Source organism: Pseudomonas sp. HLT2-19-2 (assembly GCF_054898005.1).
Genome location: NZ_CM142712.1, coordinates 4209384 through 4225704, shown reverse-complemented (window position 1 = coordinate 4225704; position 16321 = coordinate 4209384). Strand labels below are relative to the sequence as shown.

The 16321-nt window shown below is 59.7% G+C and carries 11 protein-coding genes and 1 other RNA gene; 11 read left to right on the top strand and 1 reads right to left on the bottom strand.

What is annotated here, in order from left to right:
* Positions 1 to 17: 17 nt before the first annotated feature.
* From ACYZTU_RS19645 to ffs, 6 genes are all read left to right on the top strand, one after another.
* Positions 18 to 677 (top strand): GntR family transcriptional regulator, encoded by a 660-nt coding sequence (locus ACYZTU_RS19645; RefSeq protein ID WP_461971108.1) that lies wholly within the window; start codon positions 18 to 20, stop codon positions 675 to 677.
* A 2-nt stretch (positions 678 to 679) separates the two neighbouring features.
* Positions 680 to 4168 (top strand): chromosome segregation protein SMC, encoded by a 3489-nt coding sequence (gene smc, locus ACYZTU_RS19640; RefSeq protein ID WP_461964828.1) that lies wholly within the window; start codon positions 680 to 682, stop codon positions 4166 to 4168.
* 257 nt (positions 4169 to 4425) lie between these two features.
* Positions 4426 to 5280 (top strand): cell division protein ZipA, encoded by an 855-nt coding sequence (zipA, locus tag ACYZTU_RS19635; protein ID WP_461964826.1) that lies wholly within the window; start codon positions 4426 to 4428, stop codon positions 5278 to 5280.
* 140 nt (positions 5281 to 5420) lie between these two features.
* Complete coding sequence (ligA, locus tag ACYZTU_RS19630; protein WP_461964824.1) at positions 5421 to 7778, top strand: NAD-dependent DNA ligase LigA; 2358 nt, start codon at positions 5421 to 5423, stop codon at positions 7776 to 7778.
* Positions 7779 to 7850: 72 nt separating this feature from the next.
* The gene (locus ACYZTU_RS19625) at positions 7851 to 9014 is read left to right on the top strand and encodes a zinc-binding metallopeptidase family protein (RefSeq protein ID WP_461964822.1); all 1164 of its coding nucleotides are present in this window, start codon (positions 7851 to 7853) and stop codon (positions 9012 to 9014) included.
* 147 nt (positions 9015 to 9161) lie between these two features.
* Positions 9162 to 9258, top strand: an RNA gene (gene ffs / locus ACYZTU_RS19620) — signal recognition particle sRNA small type.
* 181 nt (positions 9259 to 9439) lie between these two features.
* Here ffs and ACYZTU_RS19615 read toward each other — a convergent pair.
* Positions 9440 to 9754 (bottom strand): helix-turn-helix domain-containing protein, encoded by a 315-nt coding sequence (locus ACYZTU_RS19615; protein WP_461964820.1) that lies wholly within the window; start codon positions 9752 to 9754, stop codon positions 9440 to 9442.
* A 293-nt stretch (positions 9755 to 10047) separates the two neighbouring features.
* Here ACYZTU_RS19615 and ACYZTU_RS19610 point away from each other — a divergent pair, with 293 nt between their 5' ends.
* The 5 genes from ACYZTU_RS19610 (at position 10048) to recR (ending at position 16288) form a co-directional block, all read left to right on the top strand.
* Complete coding sequence (locus tag ACYZTU_RS19610) at positions 10048 to 11748, top strand: putative bifunctional diguanylate cyclase/phosphodiesterase (RefSeq protein WP_461964819.1); 1701 nt, start codon at positions 10048 to 10050, stop codon at positions 11746 to 11748.
* A 158-nt stretch (positions 11749 to 11906) separates the two neighbouring features.
* Positions 11907 to 14003, top strand: coding sequence for a DNA polymerase III subunit gamma/tau (gene dnaX, locus ACYZTU_RS19605; protein WP_461964817.1), 2097 nt, complete (start codon positions 11907 to 11909; stop codon positions 14001 to 14003).
* Positions 14004 to 14069: 66 nt separating this feature from the next.
* Positions 14070 to 14408: a YbaB/EbfC family nucleoid-associated protein gene (locus ACYZTU_RS19600; protein ID WP_008028561.1), complete on the top strand. Its 339-nt coding sequence runs from the start codon at positions 14070 to 14072 to the stop codon at positions 14406 to 14408.
* Positions 14409 to 14585: 177 nt separating this feature from the next.
* Positions 14586 to 15620 (top strand): NADP-dependent oxidoreductase, encoded by a 1035-nt coding sequence (locus tag ACYZTU_RS19595; RefSeq protein ID WP_461964815.1) that lies wholly within the window; start codon positions 14586 to 14588, stop codon positions 15618 to 15620.
* A gap of 65 nt (positions 15621 to 15685) precedes the next feature.
* A complete protein-coding gene (gene recR, locus ACYZTU_RS19590; RefSeq protein WP_461964813.1) occupies positions 15686 to 16288 on the top strand; it encodes a recombination mediator RecR in 603 nt (200 codons plus the stop codon).
* The last annotated feature ends 33 nt before the right edge of the window (positions 16289 to 16321 follow it).

The following is a 16321-nucleotide window of genomic DNA, read 5'->3' as shown; positions in this document are numbered from 1 at the left end:
AGTTTGAAGGGACAACCATGACGTTCAAGGCGCCGGACAGCCTCGCCGAGCAAATTGCTCACTACCTCGCCGAACGCATCATTCGTGGCGAAATGAAGCCCGGGGAGCGCATCCAGGAACAGAAGGTCACGCTGGCCCTCAATGTCAGCCGCGGTTCGGTCCGCGAGGCCTTGCTGATCCTCGAACGCCGCCACCTGATCGCGATTCTGCCGCGACGCGGCGCCCACGTGACTGAGCTCACGGTCCACAAGGTCCGGAGCCTGTGCACGCTGATGAGCGAGCTTTACATTCTGCTGGGCAATGCAGTGGCCAGCGGCTGGCAAGTCCAGGCCGACATGGCGCCGTTCGTGCAGATCCAGCAGCGCCTCACCGCCAGCTACGAGCGTCAGGACATCCGCACCTTCGTCGACGACAGCTTTAATGTGATGCGCGCCGCGTATCCGTTCGCCAACAACCCGTACTTGCAGGAAACCGTCGAGAATCTGCAGCCGGCCATGAGCCGCGCGTATTTCCTCGCCCTGGAACAGCGTAAGGCCTCGATGAGCGAGTTCCTCGAACTGTTCGAACGCTTGCTCACCGCTGTGCTGGCCCGTGATTTTCAGCAGATCCGCATTGTGCTGACGGCGTATGCCCAGCGCAGCTCCGATCTGGTGGTTTCTGCCCTGACGGACGCTTAAGCGTGCGGCTAAAGTGCATCAAGCTGGCGGGGTTCAAATCCTTCGTCGACCCGACCACGGTGAACTTCCCCAGTAACATGGCGGCGGTGGTCGGGCCCAATGGTTGCGGCAAGTCGAACATCATCGACGCCGTCCGCTGGGTGATGGGCGAGAGTTCGGCCAAGAACCTGCGCGGCGAGTCGATGACCGACGTCATCTTCAATGGGTCGACCAGCCGTAAACCGGTGAGTCAGGCCAGCATCGAGCTGGTGTTCGATAATTCCGACGGCACCCTGCTCGGCGAATACGCCGCCTATGCGGAAATCTCCATTCGCCGCAAAGTGACCCGCGACAGCCAGACCACCTACTACCTCAACGGCACCAAATGCCGTCGCCGCGATATCACCGACATCTTTCTCGGTACAGGCCTGGGCCCGCGCAGCTATTCGATCATCGAGCAGGGGATGATCTCCAAGCTGATCGAGTCCAAACCCGAAGACTTGCGCAACTTTATTGAAGAAGCGGCGGGCATCTCCAAGTACAAGGAACGCCGGCGCGAGACCGAAAACCGTATCCGTCGCACCCACGAAAACCTTGCCCGTCTGACCGACCTGCGCGAAGAGCTCGAGCGTCAGCTCGAACGCTTGCACCGTCAGGCCGAGGCCGCCAAGAAGTATCAGGAATACAAGGGCGAGGAGCGTCAGCTCAAGGCCCAACTGTCGGCCCTGCGCTGGCAGGCGTTGAACGAGCAGGTCGGTCAGCGCGAAGCGATCATCGGCACTCAAGAAGTCACTTTCGAAGCGTTGGTGGCTGAGCAGCGCAACGCCGACGCGGCTATCGAACGCTTGCGTGACGGTCACCACGACCTGTCCGAGCGCTTCAATCTGGTGCAGGGGCGCTTCTATTCGGTTGGCGGCGACATCGCCCGGGTCGAGCAGAGCATCCAACACGGACAGCAGCGCCTGCGCCAATTGCAGGACGACCTGAAAGAAGCCGAGCGCGCGCGACTGGAAACCGAGTCTCACTTGGGCCACGACCGCACCTTGCTGCTGACCTTGGGCGAAGAGCTGGACATGCTCACGCCGGAACAGGAAGTCACCAGCGCCGCCGCCGAAGAAGCCGCCGCTGCGCTGGAAGAATCCGAAACCACCATGCACGGCTGGCAGGAGCAGTGGGACACGTTCAACCTCACCGCTGCCGAGCCTCGTCGTCAGGCTGAAGTCCAGCAGTCGCGCATCCAGCAGCTGGAAACCAGCATGGAGCGACTGGCCGATCGTCAGAAGCGTCTTGGCGAGGAACGCGCGTTGCTGTCGGCGGACCCGGAAGACGCGGCGATCATGGAGCTCAGTGAGCAACTGGCCGCTTCCGAGGCAACGCTTGAAGACCTGCAGGCCAGCGAAGAAGCCCAGGTCGAACGCCTTGAGCAACTGCGTCAGGAATTGCAATTGGCGCTGCAAAATCAGCAGCAGGCTCAGGGTGATTTGCAGCGTCTGAACGGTCGCCTCGCCTCCCTTGAAGCCTTGCAGCAAGCCGCGCTTGATCCGGGCACCGGCACTGCTGAATGGCTGCGCGAACAACATTTGGCGGACCGTCCGCGTCTGGCCGAAGGTCTGAAAGTCGAAGCCGGTTGGGAGCTGGCGGTGGAAACCGTGCTCGGCGCCGACCTGCAAGCAGTGCTGGTGGATGACTTCGGCGATTTCGATCTGGCCGGTTTTGCCCAAGGTGATTTGCGCTTGCTCAGCCCGGCCAGTGATGGCGTGCGGGTGCCCGGCAGCTTGCTCGATAAAGTTGAAGCGCAGATCGATCTGTCGCCGTGGCTGGGGCAGGTTAAACCGGTCGACAGCCTTGAACAGGCCTTGGCCCTGCGCAGTCAATTGACCGCCGGCGAGAGCCTGATCAGCCGCGATGGTTACTGGGTCGGTCGGCACTTTTTGCGCGTGCGTCGGGCCAGCGAAGCGGAAAGCGGTGTGCTGGCTCGTGGTCAGGAAATCCAGCGCCTGGGCCTTGAGCGCGATGAGCGCGAAGCCACGGTCGAAACCCTGGAAACCCAACTTCAAAATCTCAGGGCGCAACAGCGTCAGCAGGAAAACGGTCGCGAACATTTGCGTCGTCTGCTGCAAGACGAAGCGCGTCAGCAAGGTGAGTTGAAAGCCCAGTTGTCCGCCGGTAAAGCCAAGGCCGAACAGCTTGAGTTACGTCGTACCCGTCTCGACGAAGAGCTGACCGAGCTGGGCGAGCAGCGCGCACTTGAACACGAAAACATCGGCGAAGCGCGTCTGCAATTGCAGGAAGCCCTCGACAGCATGGCGCTGGACACCGAGCAGCGCGAATTGCTGCTGGCTCAGCGCGACAGTTTGCGCGAGCGACTTGATCGAGTGCGTCAGGAAGCTCGGCAGCACAAGGATCACGCGCATCAACTGGCGGTGCGCCTGGGCTCGCTAAAGGCCCAGCACGATTCCACGCGTCAGGCGCTGGAACGTCTGGAAATGCAGTCCGAGCGCCTGACCGAAAAACGCGAACAGCTGAGTCTCAACCTGGAGGAGGGCGAGGCGCCGCTGGAAGAGCTGCGGTTGAAACTTGAAGAGCTGCTCGACAAGCGCATGACGGTCGACGAAGAACTCAAGACTGCGCAGATCGCTCTGGAAGATGCGGATCGCGAATTGCGCGACGCCGAGAAACGCCGCAATCAGGCCGAGCAGCAATCCCAATTGATCCGCGGCCAACTCGAACAGCAACGCATGGAATGGCAAGCCCTGACCGTGCGCCGCAAGACCCTCGAGGATCAATTGCTCGAGGACGGCTACGACCTCCACGGCGTGCTCGCCACGCTGACGGCCGAGGCCAACGAGAAGGACGCCGAAGAGGAGCTCGAACGCATTGCCGCACGCATTCAGCGTCTCGGCGCGATCAACCTCGCGGCCATCGACGAATACCAGCAACAATCCGAGCGTAAACGTTATCTGGATGCACAGAACGCCGATCTGGTGGAAGCACTGGACACCCTAGAAAACGTGATTCGCAAGATCGACAAGGAAACCCGTAACCGCTTCAAAGATACCTTTGATCAGATCAATGGCGGATTACAGGCGCTTTTCCCAAAAGTTTTCGGTGGAGGCCGCGCGTATTTGGAACTGACGGGCGAAGATCTACTCGATACAGGGGTGACGATCATGGCGCAGCCGCCCGGAAAGAAGAACAGCACCATCCATTTGCTCTCCGGTGGCGAAAAAGCCCTGACCGCACTGGCCCTGGTTTTTGCGATCTTCAAGTTGAATCCGGCGCCGTTCTGCATGCTCGACGAAGTTGACGCACCCCTGGATGACGCTAACGTTGGACGCTACGCACGGCTGGTCAAAGAGATGTCCGAGACGGTGCAGTTCATCTATATCACCCACAACAAGATCGCCATGGAAATGGCTGATCAACTGATGGGGGTGACGATGCATGAACCGGGATGCTCGCGTCTGGTGGCAGTGGATGTCGAGGAGGCGATGGCGATGGTGGATGCGTGAGGGGTACTTGTAGGGCAAGTATTTTTAGTCTGTAGGACTTATTTACCCACCTCTACCTGCTGGCCAATCGACATATTCGCGCAAGCCATTGTGACAGACGGTGTAAAGTTGCCTTTGGTCGTGCTAGTTTAATGTCAATTTTTCGTATACGTGGGCAAAACGCCTGTCAGAACATAGAGTTGGCGCCACGTTTTAAAGCGGTTTGCGAGTTGTAAACCCCTTATTTTTCAGCATTTTTTATAGAGGCACGGGATTACATGGAAATCGGTCTGCGCGAGTGGCTGATCGTCATCGGCATTATTGTCATTGCCGGTATTCTTTTCGATGGCTGGCGCCGAATGCGCGGCGGCAAGGGAAAACTGAAATTTCGTCTTGACCGGAGTTTGTCCAATCTGCCGGACGAGGAAACCGGTGCCGAGCTGTTGGGCCCGCCCCGCGTGCTGGATGCCCATAAAGAACCGCAACTGGACGAGCACGATCTGCCGTCGGTGAGCATGCCTGCCCGTGAATCGCGTGAGTCGGGTTCCAAGCGCGGCAAGCGTGGCCACGGCGAGCCTTCCCAGGGCGACATGAACCTCAGCCTGGATCTGGACGGCGGCCCGAGCTTCAGCAGCCGTGACGACGATTTCCCGGATGACACCAAGGCGTCAAGTTCGACCAGCGAAAAGGAACACCCGCAAGCCGAAGAAGTGCTGGTGATCAGCGTGATCTGCCGCGACGCCGCTGGCTTCAAAGGCCCGGCGCTGTTGCAGAACATTCTGGAAAGCGGTCTGCGTTTCGGCGAGATGGACATCTTCCACCGTCACGAAAGCATGGCCGGCAATGGCGAAGTCCTGTTCTCGATGGCCAATGCGGTCAAGCCGGGCGTCTTCGATCTGGACGACATCGACCACTTCAGCACGCCGGCGGTGAGTTTCTTCCTCGGTCTGCCAGGCCCGCGTCATCCCAAGCAAGCCTTCGACGTGATGGTGGCCGCAGCGCGCAAACTGTCCCAGGAGCTGAACGGTGAGCTCAAAGACGATCAGCGCAGCGTGCTGACCGCCCAAACGATTGAGCATTACCGTCAGCGCATCGTTGAGTTCGAACGTCGCGCCCTGACCCAGAAGCGCTAAAGTCAAAAGATCGCAGGCTTCGCCAGCTCCTACAGAAGCTTGCGATCCCTGTAGGAGCTGCCGCAGGCTGCGATCTTTTGATCTTGATTAGATGAGATAGAGCAGCCTCGGCTGCTCTTTTGCTTTATGAGAGAACACCCATGACCGCCGCCAAAAACCGCATTCTAGAGCTGCGCGCTGAGCTGGATCAGCACAACTATCGCTACCACGTGCTGGACGAGCCGAGCATTCCGGACGCCGAATACGATCGGTTGTTCAATGAGCTCAAGGCCCTCGAAGCGGCCAGTCCCGAATTGATCACCAGCGACTCCCCGACCCAGCGCGTCGGCAGCGCGGCGCTGTCGGCGTTCACTCAGGTGCGTCATGAAGTGCCGATGCTCAGCCTCGGCAACGCCTTCGAAGAAACCGACATGCGCGAATTCGATCGTCGCGTAACCGAAGGGCTGGACCTGCCGGTCGGTGATCTGTTCAGTAGCGGTGCGGCGGTGGAATACAGCTGCGAACCCAAGCTCGATGGCTTGGCGGTCAGCCTGCTGTATCAGGACGGCGTGCTGGTGCGCGGTGCCACTCGCGGCGATGGCACTACTGGCGAAGATATCAGCGTCAACGTACGCACCGTGCGCAACATTCCGCTCAAGCTGCACGGTGCTGGCTGGCCAGCGACCTTGGAAGTGCGCGGCGAAGTGTTCATGTCCAAGGCCGGTTTCGAGCGCCTTAACGCCACGCAACTGGAAGTCGGCGGCAAGACCTTCGCCAATCCGCGCAACGCGGCGGCCGGCAGCTTGCGGCAGCTGGATTCAAAGATTACCGCCAACCGCCCGCTGGAATTCTGCTGCTATGGCATCGGTCAGATTTCGGCCGATATTGCCGACACGCACATTGGCAACTTGCAGCAACTCAAAGCCTGGGGCATGCCGATCAGTCATGAGCTGAAGCTGGCGCAGGGTATCGATGAATGCCTGGATTACTACCGTGACATTGGTGAGCGGCGCAATTCGCTGCCGTATGAAATCGACGGCGTTGTATTCAAGGTCAACAGCATCGCGTCCCAGCGTGAACTGGGTTTTCGCGCGCGTGAACCGCGCTGGGCAATTGCCCACAAATTCCCGGCGATGGAAGAGCTCACCGAACTGCTCGACGTGGAATTCCAGGTCGGTCGCACCGGTGCGGTGACGCCCGTAGCGCGCTTGAAACCGGTCAAGGTGGCCGGCGTCACCGTGGCCAACGCGACGTTGCACAACATGGACGAAGTGGCGCGCCTTGGCTTGATGATCGGCGACACCGTGATTATCCGCCGCGCCGGCGACGTGATTCCGCAAGTGGTGCAAGTGGTCACCGAGCGTCGCCCGGATAGCGCGCGGCCGGTGCAGATTCCCGAGAAGTGCCCGGTCTGCGGTTCCCATGTCGAGCGCACGCAACTGGTCAAGCGCAGCAAAGGGCGCGAGACCGTCAGCGAAGGTGCGGTGTATCGCTGCGTCGGTCGTTTGGCCTGCGGTGCGCAGCTCAAGCAAGCGATCATTCACTTCGTCTCCCGTCGCGCGATGGACATCGAAGGCCTGGGCGAGAAGAGCGTTGAGCAACTGGTGGACGAAGGCCTGGTGAATTCGCCGGCCGATCTGTACGCCCTGACGTTCGAGCAGATTGTCGACCTGGAAGGCTTTGCCGAGCTGTCGAGCAAGAACCTGCTCAGCGCCATCGAAGACAGCAAGAAGCCGAGCCTGGCGCGTTTCATCTATGCCCTCGGGATTCCTGATGTCGGCGAAGAGACGGCCAAGGTGCTGGCGCGTTCCCTCGGCGCTTTGGAGCGGGTTCAGCAGGCGTTGCCGCAAGTGCTCACGTACTTGCCGGACGTTGGCCTGGAAGTGGCTCATGAGATTCACAGCTTCTTTGAAGATGCGCATAACCAGCAGGTAATCAAGGATCTGCTCAAGCACGGCATGCAGATTCAGGATCAGGGCGAGCTGGGTGCCGAGTTTGCCGCGAGCACCACGTTGGGTGGCTTCCTCGACAAGTTGCACATCCCTTCGGTTGGGCCGGGTGGGGCGCAGAAATTGGCCGACAAATTTGGTTCGCTTGAAGGGGTTTTCAGCGCCGACTGGCTGGATATGCGCCAGGCACTGCCGGAAAAGCAGGCGAACTCGGTTCGCGAGTTCTTCGCGGTTGCGCAAAATCGTCAAGTTGCTGAATCCGCCGAGAAACAGCTGCGCGATTTCGGCATGCACTGGCAGAGCGAAAAGAAAGTCGTCGAAGGCTTGCCGCTGGCCGGGCAGACCTGGGTGCTGACCGGTTCGCTCGAATTGATGAGCCGCGACATCGCCAAGGACAAACTTGAAAGCCTTGGTGCCAAGGTGGCGGGCTCGGTATCGGCCAAAACCCATTGTGTGGTCGCTGGGCCAGGTGCAGGTTCCAAGTTGACGAAGGCTAATGAGCTGGGATTGAAGGTTCTCGATGAAGAGGCATTCGTCGAGTTTCTGAAGAATCACGGTATTTCGATCTGACACTGAACCTGTGGCGGAACGATCTTCACGCGGGAATGCTCTAGTCTTGGCAAGCCTCACGGAGAGATCGCCATGTACCGCTTCTTCGAACAGCTCAGTTCACGCATCGCTGCGCCCTTCATTGGCGAAAGCTCGCGCAACTGCAAGGTCTGGCAGTGCCGCTGCGGGCAGTCGCTGTTTTTTCGCAACAGCCAGTGTCTGGCCTGTTCGGCGGCGTTGGGTTATCAGCCGGAGCAGAGTCGCTTGTCGTCGCTGCAGCCCGGCTTGCAGGCCGATACCTGGTTACTCGACACCGATCCCGAAGCGGGTGTCTTTCGCCGCTGCGCCAACCTCGATTCCCCGGCCGCGTGCAATTGGCTGCTCCCCGCCAATGACCACGATGCGTTATGCATCGCTTGTAGCCTGAACCACACCATCCCCGACCTGTCGATTGTCGAAAACCACGAACGCTGGCGCAAGGTTGAAACGGCCAAGCGTCGTCTGGTCGCACAGTTGGTCAGCCTTGGTTTGCAGGTGATTCCCAAAACCGTGGACGAAGAGACTGGCCTGGCTTTCGACTTCATTGGTGTCGACCTCGAAGGCAAGCCGCCGACCACCGGTCACGCCAACGGTCTGATCACCCTCGATATCAAGGAAGCAGACGACGCCCATCGCGAGCAGATTCGGGTGCAGATGCATGAACCTTATCGCACGCTGCTCGGGCATTTCCGTCACGAGGTCGGGCATTATTACTGGGATAGGCTGGTCGCCAACAGCCATTGGCTGGAACCGTACCGCGGCCTGTTCGGCGACGAGCGCGCGAGTTACGCCGAGGCCCTCGAGCGGCATTACCAGCAAGGCGCACCGTTCGACTGGCAGCAACATTACGTCAGCGCCTACGCGACCATGCATCCCTGGGAGGATTGGGCCGAAACCTGGGCTCATTACCTGCACATGATGGACGCGGTGGATACGGCGTTGGGATTCGGCATGAGCGCGCGGGAAATGGACTTCGACTACAAGCCATTCCCGGCCAGCACTCTCTTCGACCCGCAGCATCCCGGCGGCGCGGCGTTCCTGTCATTCGTCAATGCGTGGATCGAACTGGCGGGCATGCTTAATGAGCTGTCACGCAGCATGGGTCAGCCGGATTTCTATCCGTTTGTCCTGCCGCCAGCAGTGATTGCCAAGCTGCACTTCATCCACCTGGTGATCCAGCAGGAGGGCGGCCGGGCGGATGAAGTGTTGCAGGGGTAGGAGCTGCCGCAGGCTGCGATCTTTTCAGGGCTTGCGCATGTCCTTGAAGCAGCACATATTTTTTAATCCGCCCGAACGGTTGTAACTTCGTCTCAGATAGGTACAATGGCGCCGTTCGCCGTCAGGTGAGCGTCGTTATGGTGACCCCATCGGTCCCTCCGCAACGATTACCCGTGAACCTGGTCAGACCCGGAAGGGAGCAGCCACAGCGGGAACATTGTGTGCCGGGGTGTGGCTGGTGGGGTTGCCTCCATAACGCACCGTGAGTCCTCTCTCGCGTTATCTGTCTAAAAATACGTTCTTGTTGCTCTGCCATGGATCTTGTCCAGGGCGGTGTTTTTTCGTTTCCGATTTTTCAGAACGAACCTATAAAAGGAGGCCGAGTTGTCGAATGCGACACTCGGCCTCCTTTTTCATTTCTGGCACTAAGGCTTGGACAAGGCCTGGTCAACCGCCGCAATCAGCTTTCCCAGATCCTTCGGGGTGGCTTTATGTATGACACCGAACAGATACGCCCGCTGTTCATCTTCATCGCCTGAATCTGCGAAAAAGGCGTTCAGCTTCACGCCCAACACATCGGCAAGCAGGAACAAGGCTTCCACGCTGGGGGTGTAGGTGCCGGTTTCGAAGCGGCTGATGGTTTTGGGATCAAAACCGGTTTTTTCGCCGAGTTCAGCCTGAGTAAGCCCGGCGACCTTGCGGTAGCGCCGAATGGCCGCACCCAAACTTGAAATTTGCATCGCTTAATTCCCATTTAGAATCAAGAACTTAACGATAGATTTTTGCATAAGACAACTGCATGATCCATCACCTTGCTTTGCAAAATGTGATGCGTTTCGTAGAATCGCCGCTCAAAAAGGGTATTTGGGGTCTTTAAGGTTAGTTGATCTCTGCTGTCAGGAGGCCATCAATCGCTGTTCATGGAGTGATATCGTGTTGCTGCGCATTACCTATAAAAACATCTCTTCCGGGCATCCTGCACTGGTCGAGCGGTACCACCGCTAACCAACGCTAACCACCGCGAGCCTGACTCATGGATGAGAAATACCGCAGGGCCGTGGATGCCGCCGCGATTTTTTCCGAGACCGATCTGAGCGGCCGGATCACCCACGTCAACGATCAATTCTGTGCCGTGTCCGGCTATAGCCGCGAAGAACTGCTCGGACAGAACCATCGTCTCCTCAATTCGGGTCTGCACCCCGCTGATTTCTTCGCAGCTATGTGGCGCACCATCGCCTTGGGCAACGTCTGGAAAGGCGAGATTTGTAATCGCGCCAAGGATGGCAGCCTGTATTGGGTCGAAAGCACCATGGTGCCGGTGCTCGATGACGCCACTGGGCGAGTTGATCGTTATCTTTCGATTCGTTTCGACATCAGCGAAAAACGCCAATTGCTGCACTCACTGCAATGGCGGGTGGGGCATGACGTGCTGACCGGGCTGCCGAACCGCACGTTTCTCTCGGATTTGCTGGATCAGGCGCTGGAGTTCTCCCGGAACGAAAACATCCCGCTGGCGGTGTGCATGCTCGACCTCGACGGCTTCAAAGCGGTCAACGATGGCTACGGGCATGCCAGTGGCGATCTGCTGTTGGTCGAGGTGGCCAAGCGTTTGCGCGCCATTGTGCGCGGCGAAGATGTGGTGGCGCGGCTGGCCGGTGACGAGTTTGTGCTGGTGTTGCGTTACGTGCGTGATCTGCCGGAACTGCGTGCGGCGTTAAACCGGGTGCTCGGCGCCATTTCGGCGCCGTACTCGCTGCATGGCAAGGGCATCAATGTGTTTGCCAGTATCGGCGTCACCCTGTTCCCTCACGACAATGAAGATGCCGAAACTTTGTTGCGTCATGCCGATCAGGCCATGTACGTCGCGAAACAAAGCGGTCGCAATCGCTTTCATTTGTTCGACGTGTCCCGGGATCAGGAGGTCAAGGCTACTCATCAGACGGTCGAGCGAGTGCGCCAGGCGCTGGCTGCCGGTGAGTTTCGCGTGCATTTCCAGCCCAAGGTGAATATGCGTCGTGGTGAGGTTGTCGGCCTCGAGGCGTTGTTACGTTGGGAGCATCCGCAGCAGGGCATGGTACCGGCCCGGGAGTTTTTGCCCCTGGTGGAGGAGACGGACCTGATCATCGATATTGGTGAATGGGTGATGGATCAGGTCCTGTCGCAACTGCACCATTGGCAGCAAGCGGGGCATGGCTGGCCGGTCAGCATTAATATTGCGGCGCGACATTTTCAGCGCGCTGATTTCGTCGACCGGCTCAAACACGTGCTCGCCCGGCATGCCCAAGTGGCTCCGCAGATGCTCGATCTGGAGATTGTCGAGTCGGTGGCGATCGAGAACATTCAACATGTCAGTGAATGTTTACAGGCCTGTCAGGCGCTGGGGGTGCAATTTTCACTGGGGGACTTTGGCACCGGTTACTCGTCCCTGAGCTACCTCAAGCGTTTGCAAACCCAAACTATCAAGATCGACAAGTCGTTCGTGCGCGACATCGTTAATGATCGTGATGATCTGGCCCTGACCATGGCGGTCATTGGCCTTGCTCGGGCCTTTGGTCGGCAAGTGATCGCCGAAGGGCTGGAAAGTATCGAGCACGGTGAATTGCTGCTACGCCTGGGCTGCGAAGTTGCTCAAGGCTATTTCATTGCCCGGCCGATGCCGCCCGCAGACGTGCCGGGCTGGGTCGCGGGGTTTGTCGCGCCGACGCAATGGCAGGTGCTGGACCAAACAGGCTGAACGGTGACGCGGTTCAGGTAGCAAGCGCACATAGCCCCCGACGCTCTGTTTCTGCGGCAAAGACCCTCTTAGGCAGATTAGACGAGCGCACCGGATGCAATTTTGGCCTTGCTCCGCTAGCATTAGCCGCTTGTGTTCCTTCGTTGCGACGGTTTTCGATGAGTTATCAGGTTCTTGCACGTAAATGGCGTCCGCGCTCGTTCCGCGAAATGGTCGGCCAGACCCATGTGCTCAAGGCTCTGATCAATGCCTTGGACAGCCAGCGGCTGCACCACGCCTATCTGTTTACCGGTACCCGCGGGGTCGGCAAGACCACTATCGCGCGGATCATCGCCAAATGCCTGAACTGTGAAACAGGTATCACTTCAACGCCTTGCGGCGAGTGTTCGGTGTGCCGCGAGATCGATGAGGGCCGCTTCATCGACCTGATCGAGATCGACGCCGCGAGCCGGACCAAAGTCGAAGATACCCGCGAACTGCTCGACAACGTGCAGTACGCGCCGAGCCGCGGACGCTTCAAGGTCTACCTGATCGACGAAGTGCACATGCTTTCCAGCCATTCCTTCAATGCGCTGTTGAAAACCCTTGAAGAGCCGCCGCCCTACGTAAAGTTCATCCTGGCGACCACCGATCCGCAGAAACTTCCTGCAACGATTCTTTCGCGGTGCTTGCAGTTCTCTCTGAAGAACATGACGCCGGAGCGGGTGGTCGAGCATTTGACCCACGTGCTGGGTGTCGAGAACGTGCCGTTCGAAGACGACGCGCTGTGGCTGTTGGGCCGTGCTGCTGACGGTTCGATGCGCGACGCCATGAGCCTGACCGACCAGGCGATCGCCTTCGGTGAAGGCAAAGTCATGGCTGCCGACGTACGGGCGATGCTCGGCACGCTCGATCACGGTCAGGTCTACGACGTTCTGCATGCGCTGATCGAAGGCGACGCCAAGGCATTGCTCGAAGCCGTCCGTCATCTGGCCGAACAAGGCCCGGACTGGAACGGCGTGCTCTCGGAAATTCTCAACGTGCTGCACCGTGTCGCCATCGCCCAGGCCCTGCCTGAAGGCGTCGACAACGGTCATGGCGATCGTGATCGGGTGCTGGCACTGGCCCAGGCGCTGCCGGCCGAAGACGTGCAGTTCTATTACCAGATGGGCCTGATCGGCCGCCGCGACTTGCCGCTGGCGCCGGACCCGCGCGGTGGTTTCGAAATGGTCCTGCTGCGAATGCTCGCGTTCCGACCGGCAGACACCGCGGACGCTCCGAGGCAACCGCTAAAGCCGGTGGGGATCAGCCAGGCCACAGTTGATTCCGCAAACTCAGTGGCTGCCGCGTCCGTTGTTGCGCCGGTAGTCGCTACGGCAGTTGCACCGGCAGTGGTAACAGTTGCGCCTGCGCCGGTTGCTGCGGTGGTTGCTCCAGTGCGATCGCCCGAGCCTGAGCCAGTTGCGCCCGTCGTCGTGCCCGAGCCTGTGGTTGAGGCAGTAGCGGTCGAAGCAATCGTCGATCTGCCCTGGAACGACCCGATAGAACCCGAAGTCGTTCAGGAACCCGCCGTCGAGCCGGTGCTGGAAACTGCTGCCGAACAACCCGAATTGGCGCCGATGCCATTGCCGACCCCCGACAGCGTGGTGCCGGACGCGCCGGAGTGGGCCGCTGCGCCAATTCCAGAGCCGTCGGTGGCCGAAGTCGACGCCGCGACGCCGGGCATGGACCTGGACGACGAGCCGCCGCTGGACGAGGATTACATCGAGCCGGATATGGAATCGGCCTACAGCTACCTCGACGAACTGGCCAGCGAACACACCGCCGAGCCAGTGCCGGAACCCGAGCCAGAACCGGCCGCCATGCCGGCCACCGGTCTGGCGCTGCAATGGCTGGAGCTGTTCCCGAAACTGCCGATCTCCGGCATGACCGGCAGTATCGCCGCCAACTGCACGCTGATCGCCGTCGAGGGTGACAACTGGCTGATGCACCTGGACCCGGCCCACAGCGCGTTGTTCAACGCGACTCAACAGCGTCGCTTGAACGATGCGTTGAATCAGTTTCATGGGCGTACGCTGAACCTGAGCATGGAGCTGATCAAGCCCGAGCAGGAAACCCCGGCCCAGGCCGGGTCCCGGCGCCGTGCGAACCGTCAGCGCGAGGCGGAAGAGTCGATCCACGGTGATCCGTTCATCCAGCAAATGATGCAGCAGTTCGGTGCGGTGGTCCGTAACGATACTATTGAACCTGTCGAGACCCTGGTCACTCAGGGCTAATACTGAAGACGTTCGGCCGAACGGGCCGGGCGCTGTTTTTATCCAAGTACTTTTGAGGTGATTCCCATGATGAAAGGTGGCATGGCCGGCCTGATGAAGCAGGCGCAGCAGATGCAGGAAAAAATGGCCAAGATGCAGGAAGAGCTGGCCAACGCCGAAGTCACCGGTAAAGCCGGTGGCGATATGGTCACGGTGGTGATGACCGGTCGTCACGACGTCAAGCGCGTGACCATCGATCCAAGCCTGGTCGAAGGCTTGAGCGAAGACGACAAAGAGATGCTGGAGGCTGTGTTCGCCGCCGCCGTCAACGATGCCGTGCGCAAAATCGAAGCCAACAGCCAGGACAAAATGTCCGGCATGACCGCTGGCATGCAACTGCCACCGGGTATGAAACTGCCATTCTGATTCGCTAAAGCGCGTCGGATGGGCTACAAAAAAAATGCCAGGCATCGCGCCTGGCATTTTTGTTTCTGCCATACGCAGAGCGTTGGAACGATCGGGACCAGAAACATCGAACGCGAGACCGTCACAACGGTCTGCTCCCCTATACCGTCGAATTCATCGATCAAAGGAGACGCTCACATGCCAGACGCATTGACCCTCAACCAACGTATCGTCCTGGCGTCCCGCCCGGTAGGCGCGCCGACGCCGGAGAACTTCCGCCTGGAGCGCGTTGCGCTGCCGGACCTGGCCGACGGTCAGGTGCTGCTCAAGACCCTTTTTCTGTCTCTGGATCCCTACATGCGCGGACGCATGAGCGACGCGCCGTCCTACGCCGCACCGGTTGAAATCGGCGAAGTGATGACCGGTGCCGCTGTAAGTCGGGTCGAGCGCTCTTTGAATCCGAAATTCCACGAAGGTGATCTGGTGGTCGGTTCCACCGGTTGGCAAAGCCACAGCATCAGCGACGGTCGCGACATCATGCCGGTGCCGCCCGGGCTGCCGAGCCCGTCGATGGCGCTGGGCGTGCTGGGCATGCCGGGGCTGACCGCCTACATGGGGCTGATGGACATTGGCCAGCCCAAGGCTGGCGAAACCCTGGTGGTTGCGGCGGCGTCCGGGGCGGTGGGTTCGGTGGTCGGTCAGGTGGCGAAGATCAAGGGCCTGCGTGTGGTCGGCGTGGCCGGTGGCGCGGACAAATGCCGTTATGTGGTTGAAGAGTTGGGCTTCGATGCCTGCATCGACCACAAGAGCCCGAACTTCGCCGATGAATTGGCCAAGGCGTGCTCCGAGGGCATCGACATTTATTTCGAAAACGTCGGCGGCAAGGTTTTCGAAGCAGTGCTGCCGCTGCTCAAACCTAAAGCACGAATTCCTCTGTGTGGCCTGATTGCGTCCTACAACGCCCACGAAGCGCCGAACGGCCCGGATCACCTGCCACAGTTGCAACGGACGATTTTGACCAAACGTGCGCGCATCCAGGGCTTCATCGTGTTCGACGACTACGGCGACCGTCAGCCGGAATTCGTCAGTGCCATGGCGCCGTGGGTGCGCGACGGCAAGGTGAAGTTCCGCGAAGACGTGGTCGATGGCCTGGAACAGGCACCCGAGGCGTTCATCGGTCTGCTGGAAGGGCGCAACTTCGGCAAACTGGTTGTGCGGGTCGACCAGGACTGAGTAATTGACGCTAAACAGAGGCGCGGGTATAAACCGCGTCTCGTTGTTTTGTCGGACTTTTCCCCATGAGCTTCAGCCCTTTGATTCGCCAACTGATCGACGCCCTGCGAATTTTGCCAGGTGTGGGTCAGAAAACCGCCCAGCGCATGGCATTGCAGTTGCTCGAGCGTGATCGCAGCGGCGGCTCGCGACTGGCCTTGGCACTGAGCCAGGCCATGGAAGGGGTGGGCCATTGCCGGTTGTGCCGCACGCTGACGGAAGATGACCTCTGCCCGCAATGCGCCGATACCCGTCGCGACGACACCTTGCTCTGCGTGGTGGAAGGACCGATGGACGTCTACGCGGTGGAGCAGACCGGTTTCCGTGGTCGCTACTTCGTGCTCAAGGGCCATCTGTCACCGCTCGACGGGCTCGGGCCGGAAGCTATCGGTATTCCGCAACTGCTGGCGCGGATCGAGGAGGCGGGCACGTTCACTGAAGTCATCCTTGCGACCAACCCGACCGTGGAAGGTGAAGCCACAGCGCATTACATTGCCCAATTGCTCAGCAACAAAAGCCTGATCGCCTCGCGTATCGCTCACGGCGTGCCATTGGGCGGCGAGCTGGAATTGGTGGATGGCGGGACGTTGGCGCATTCGTTTGCCGGGCGTAAGCCGATCGCTTTGTAGCTTCTACCGTGTCACCTCTTGAAAACCAAGCAA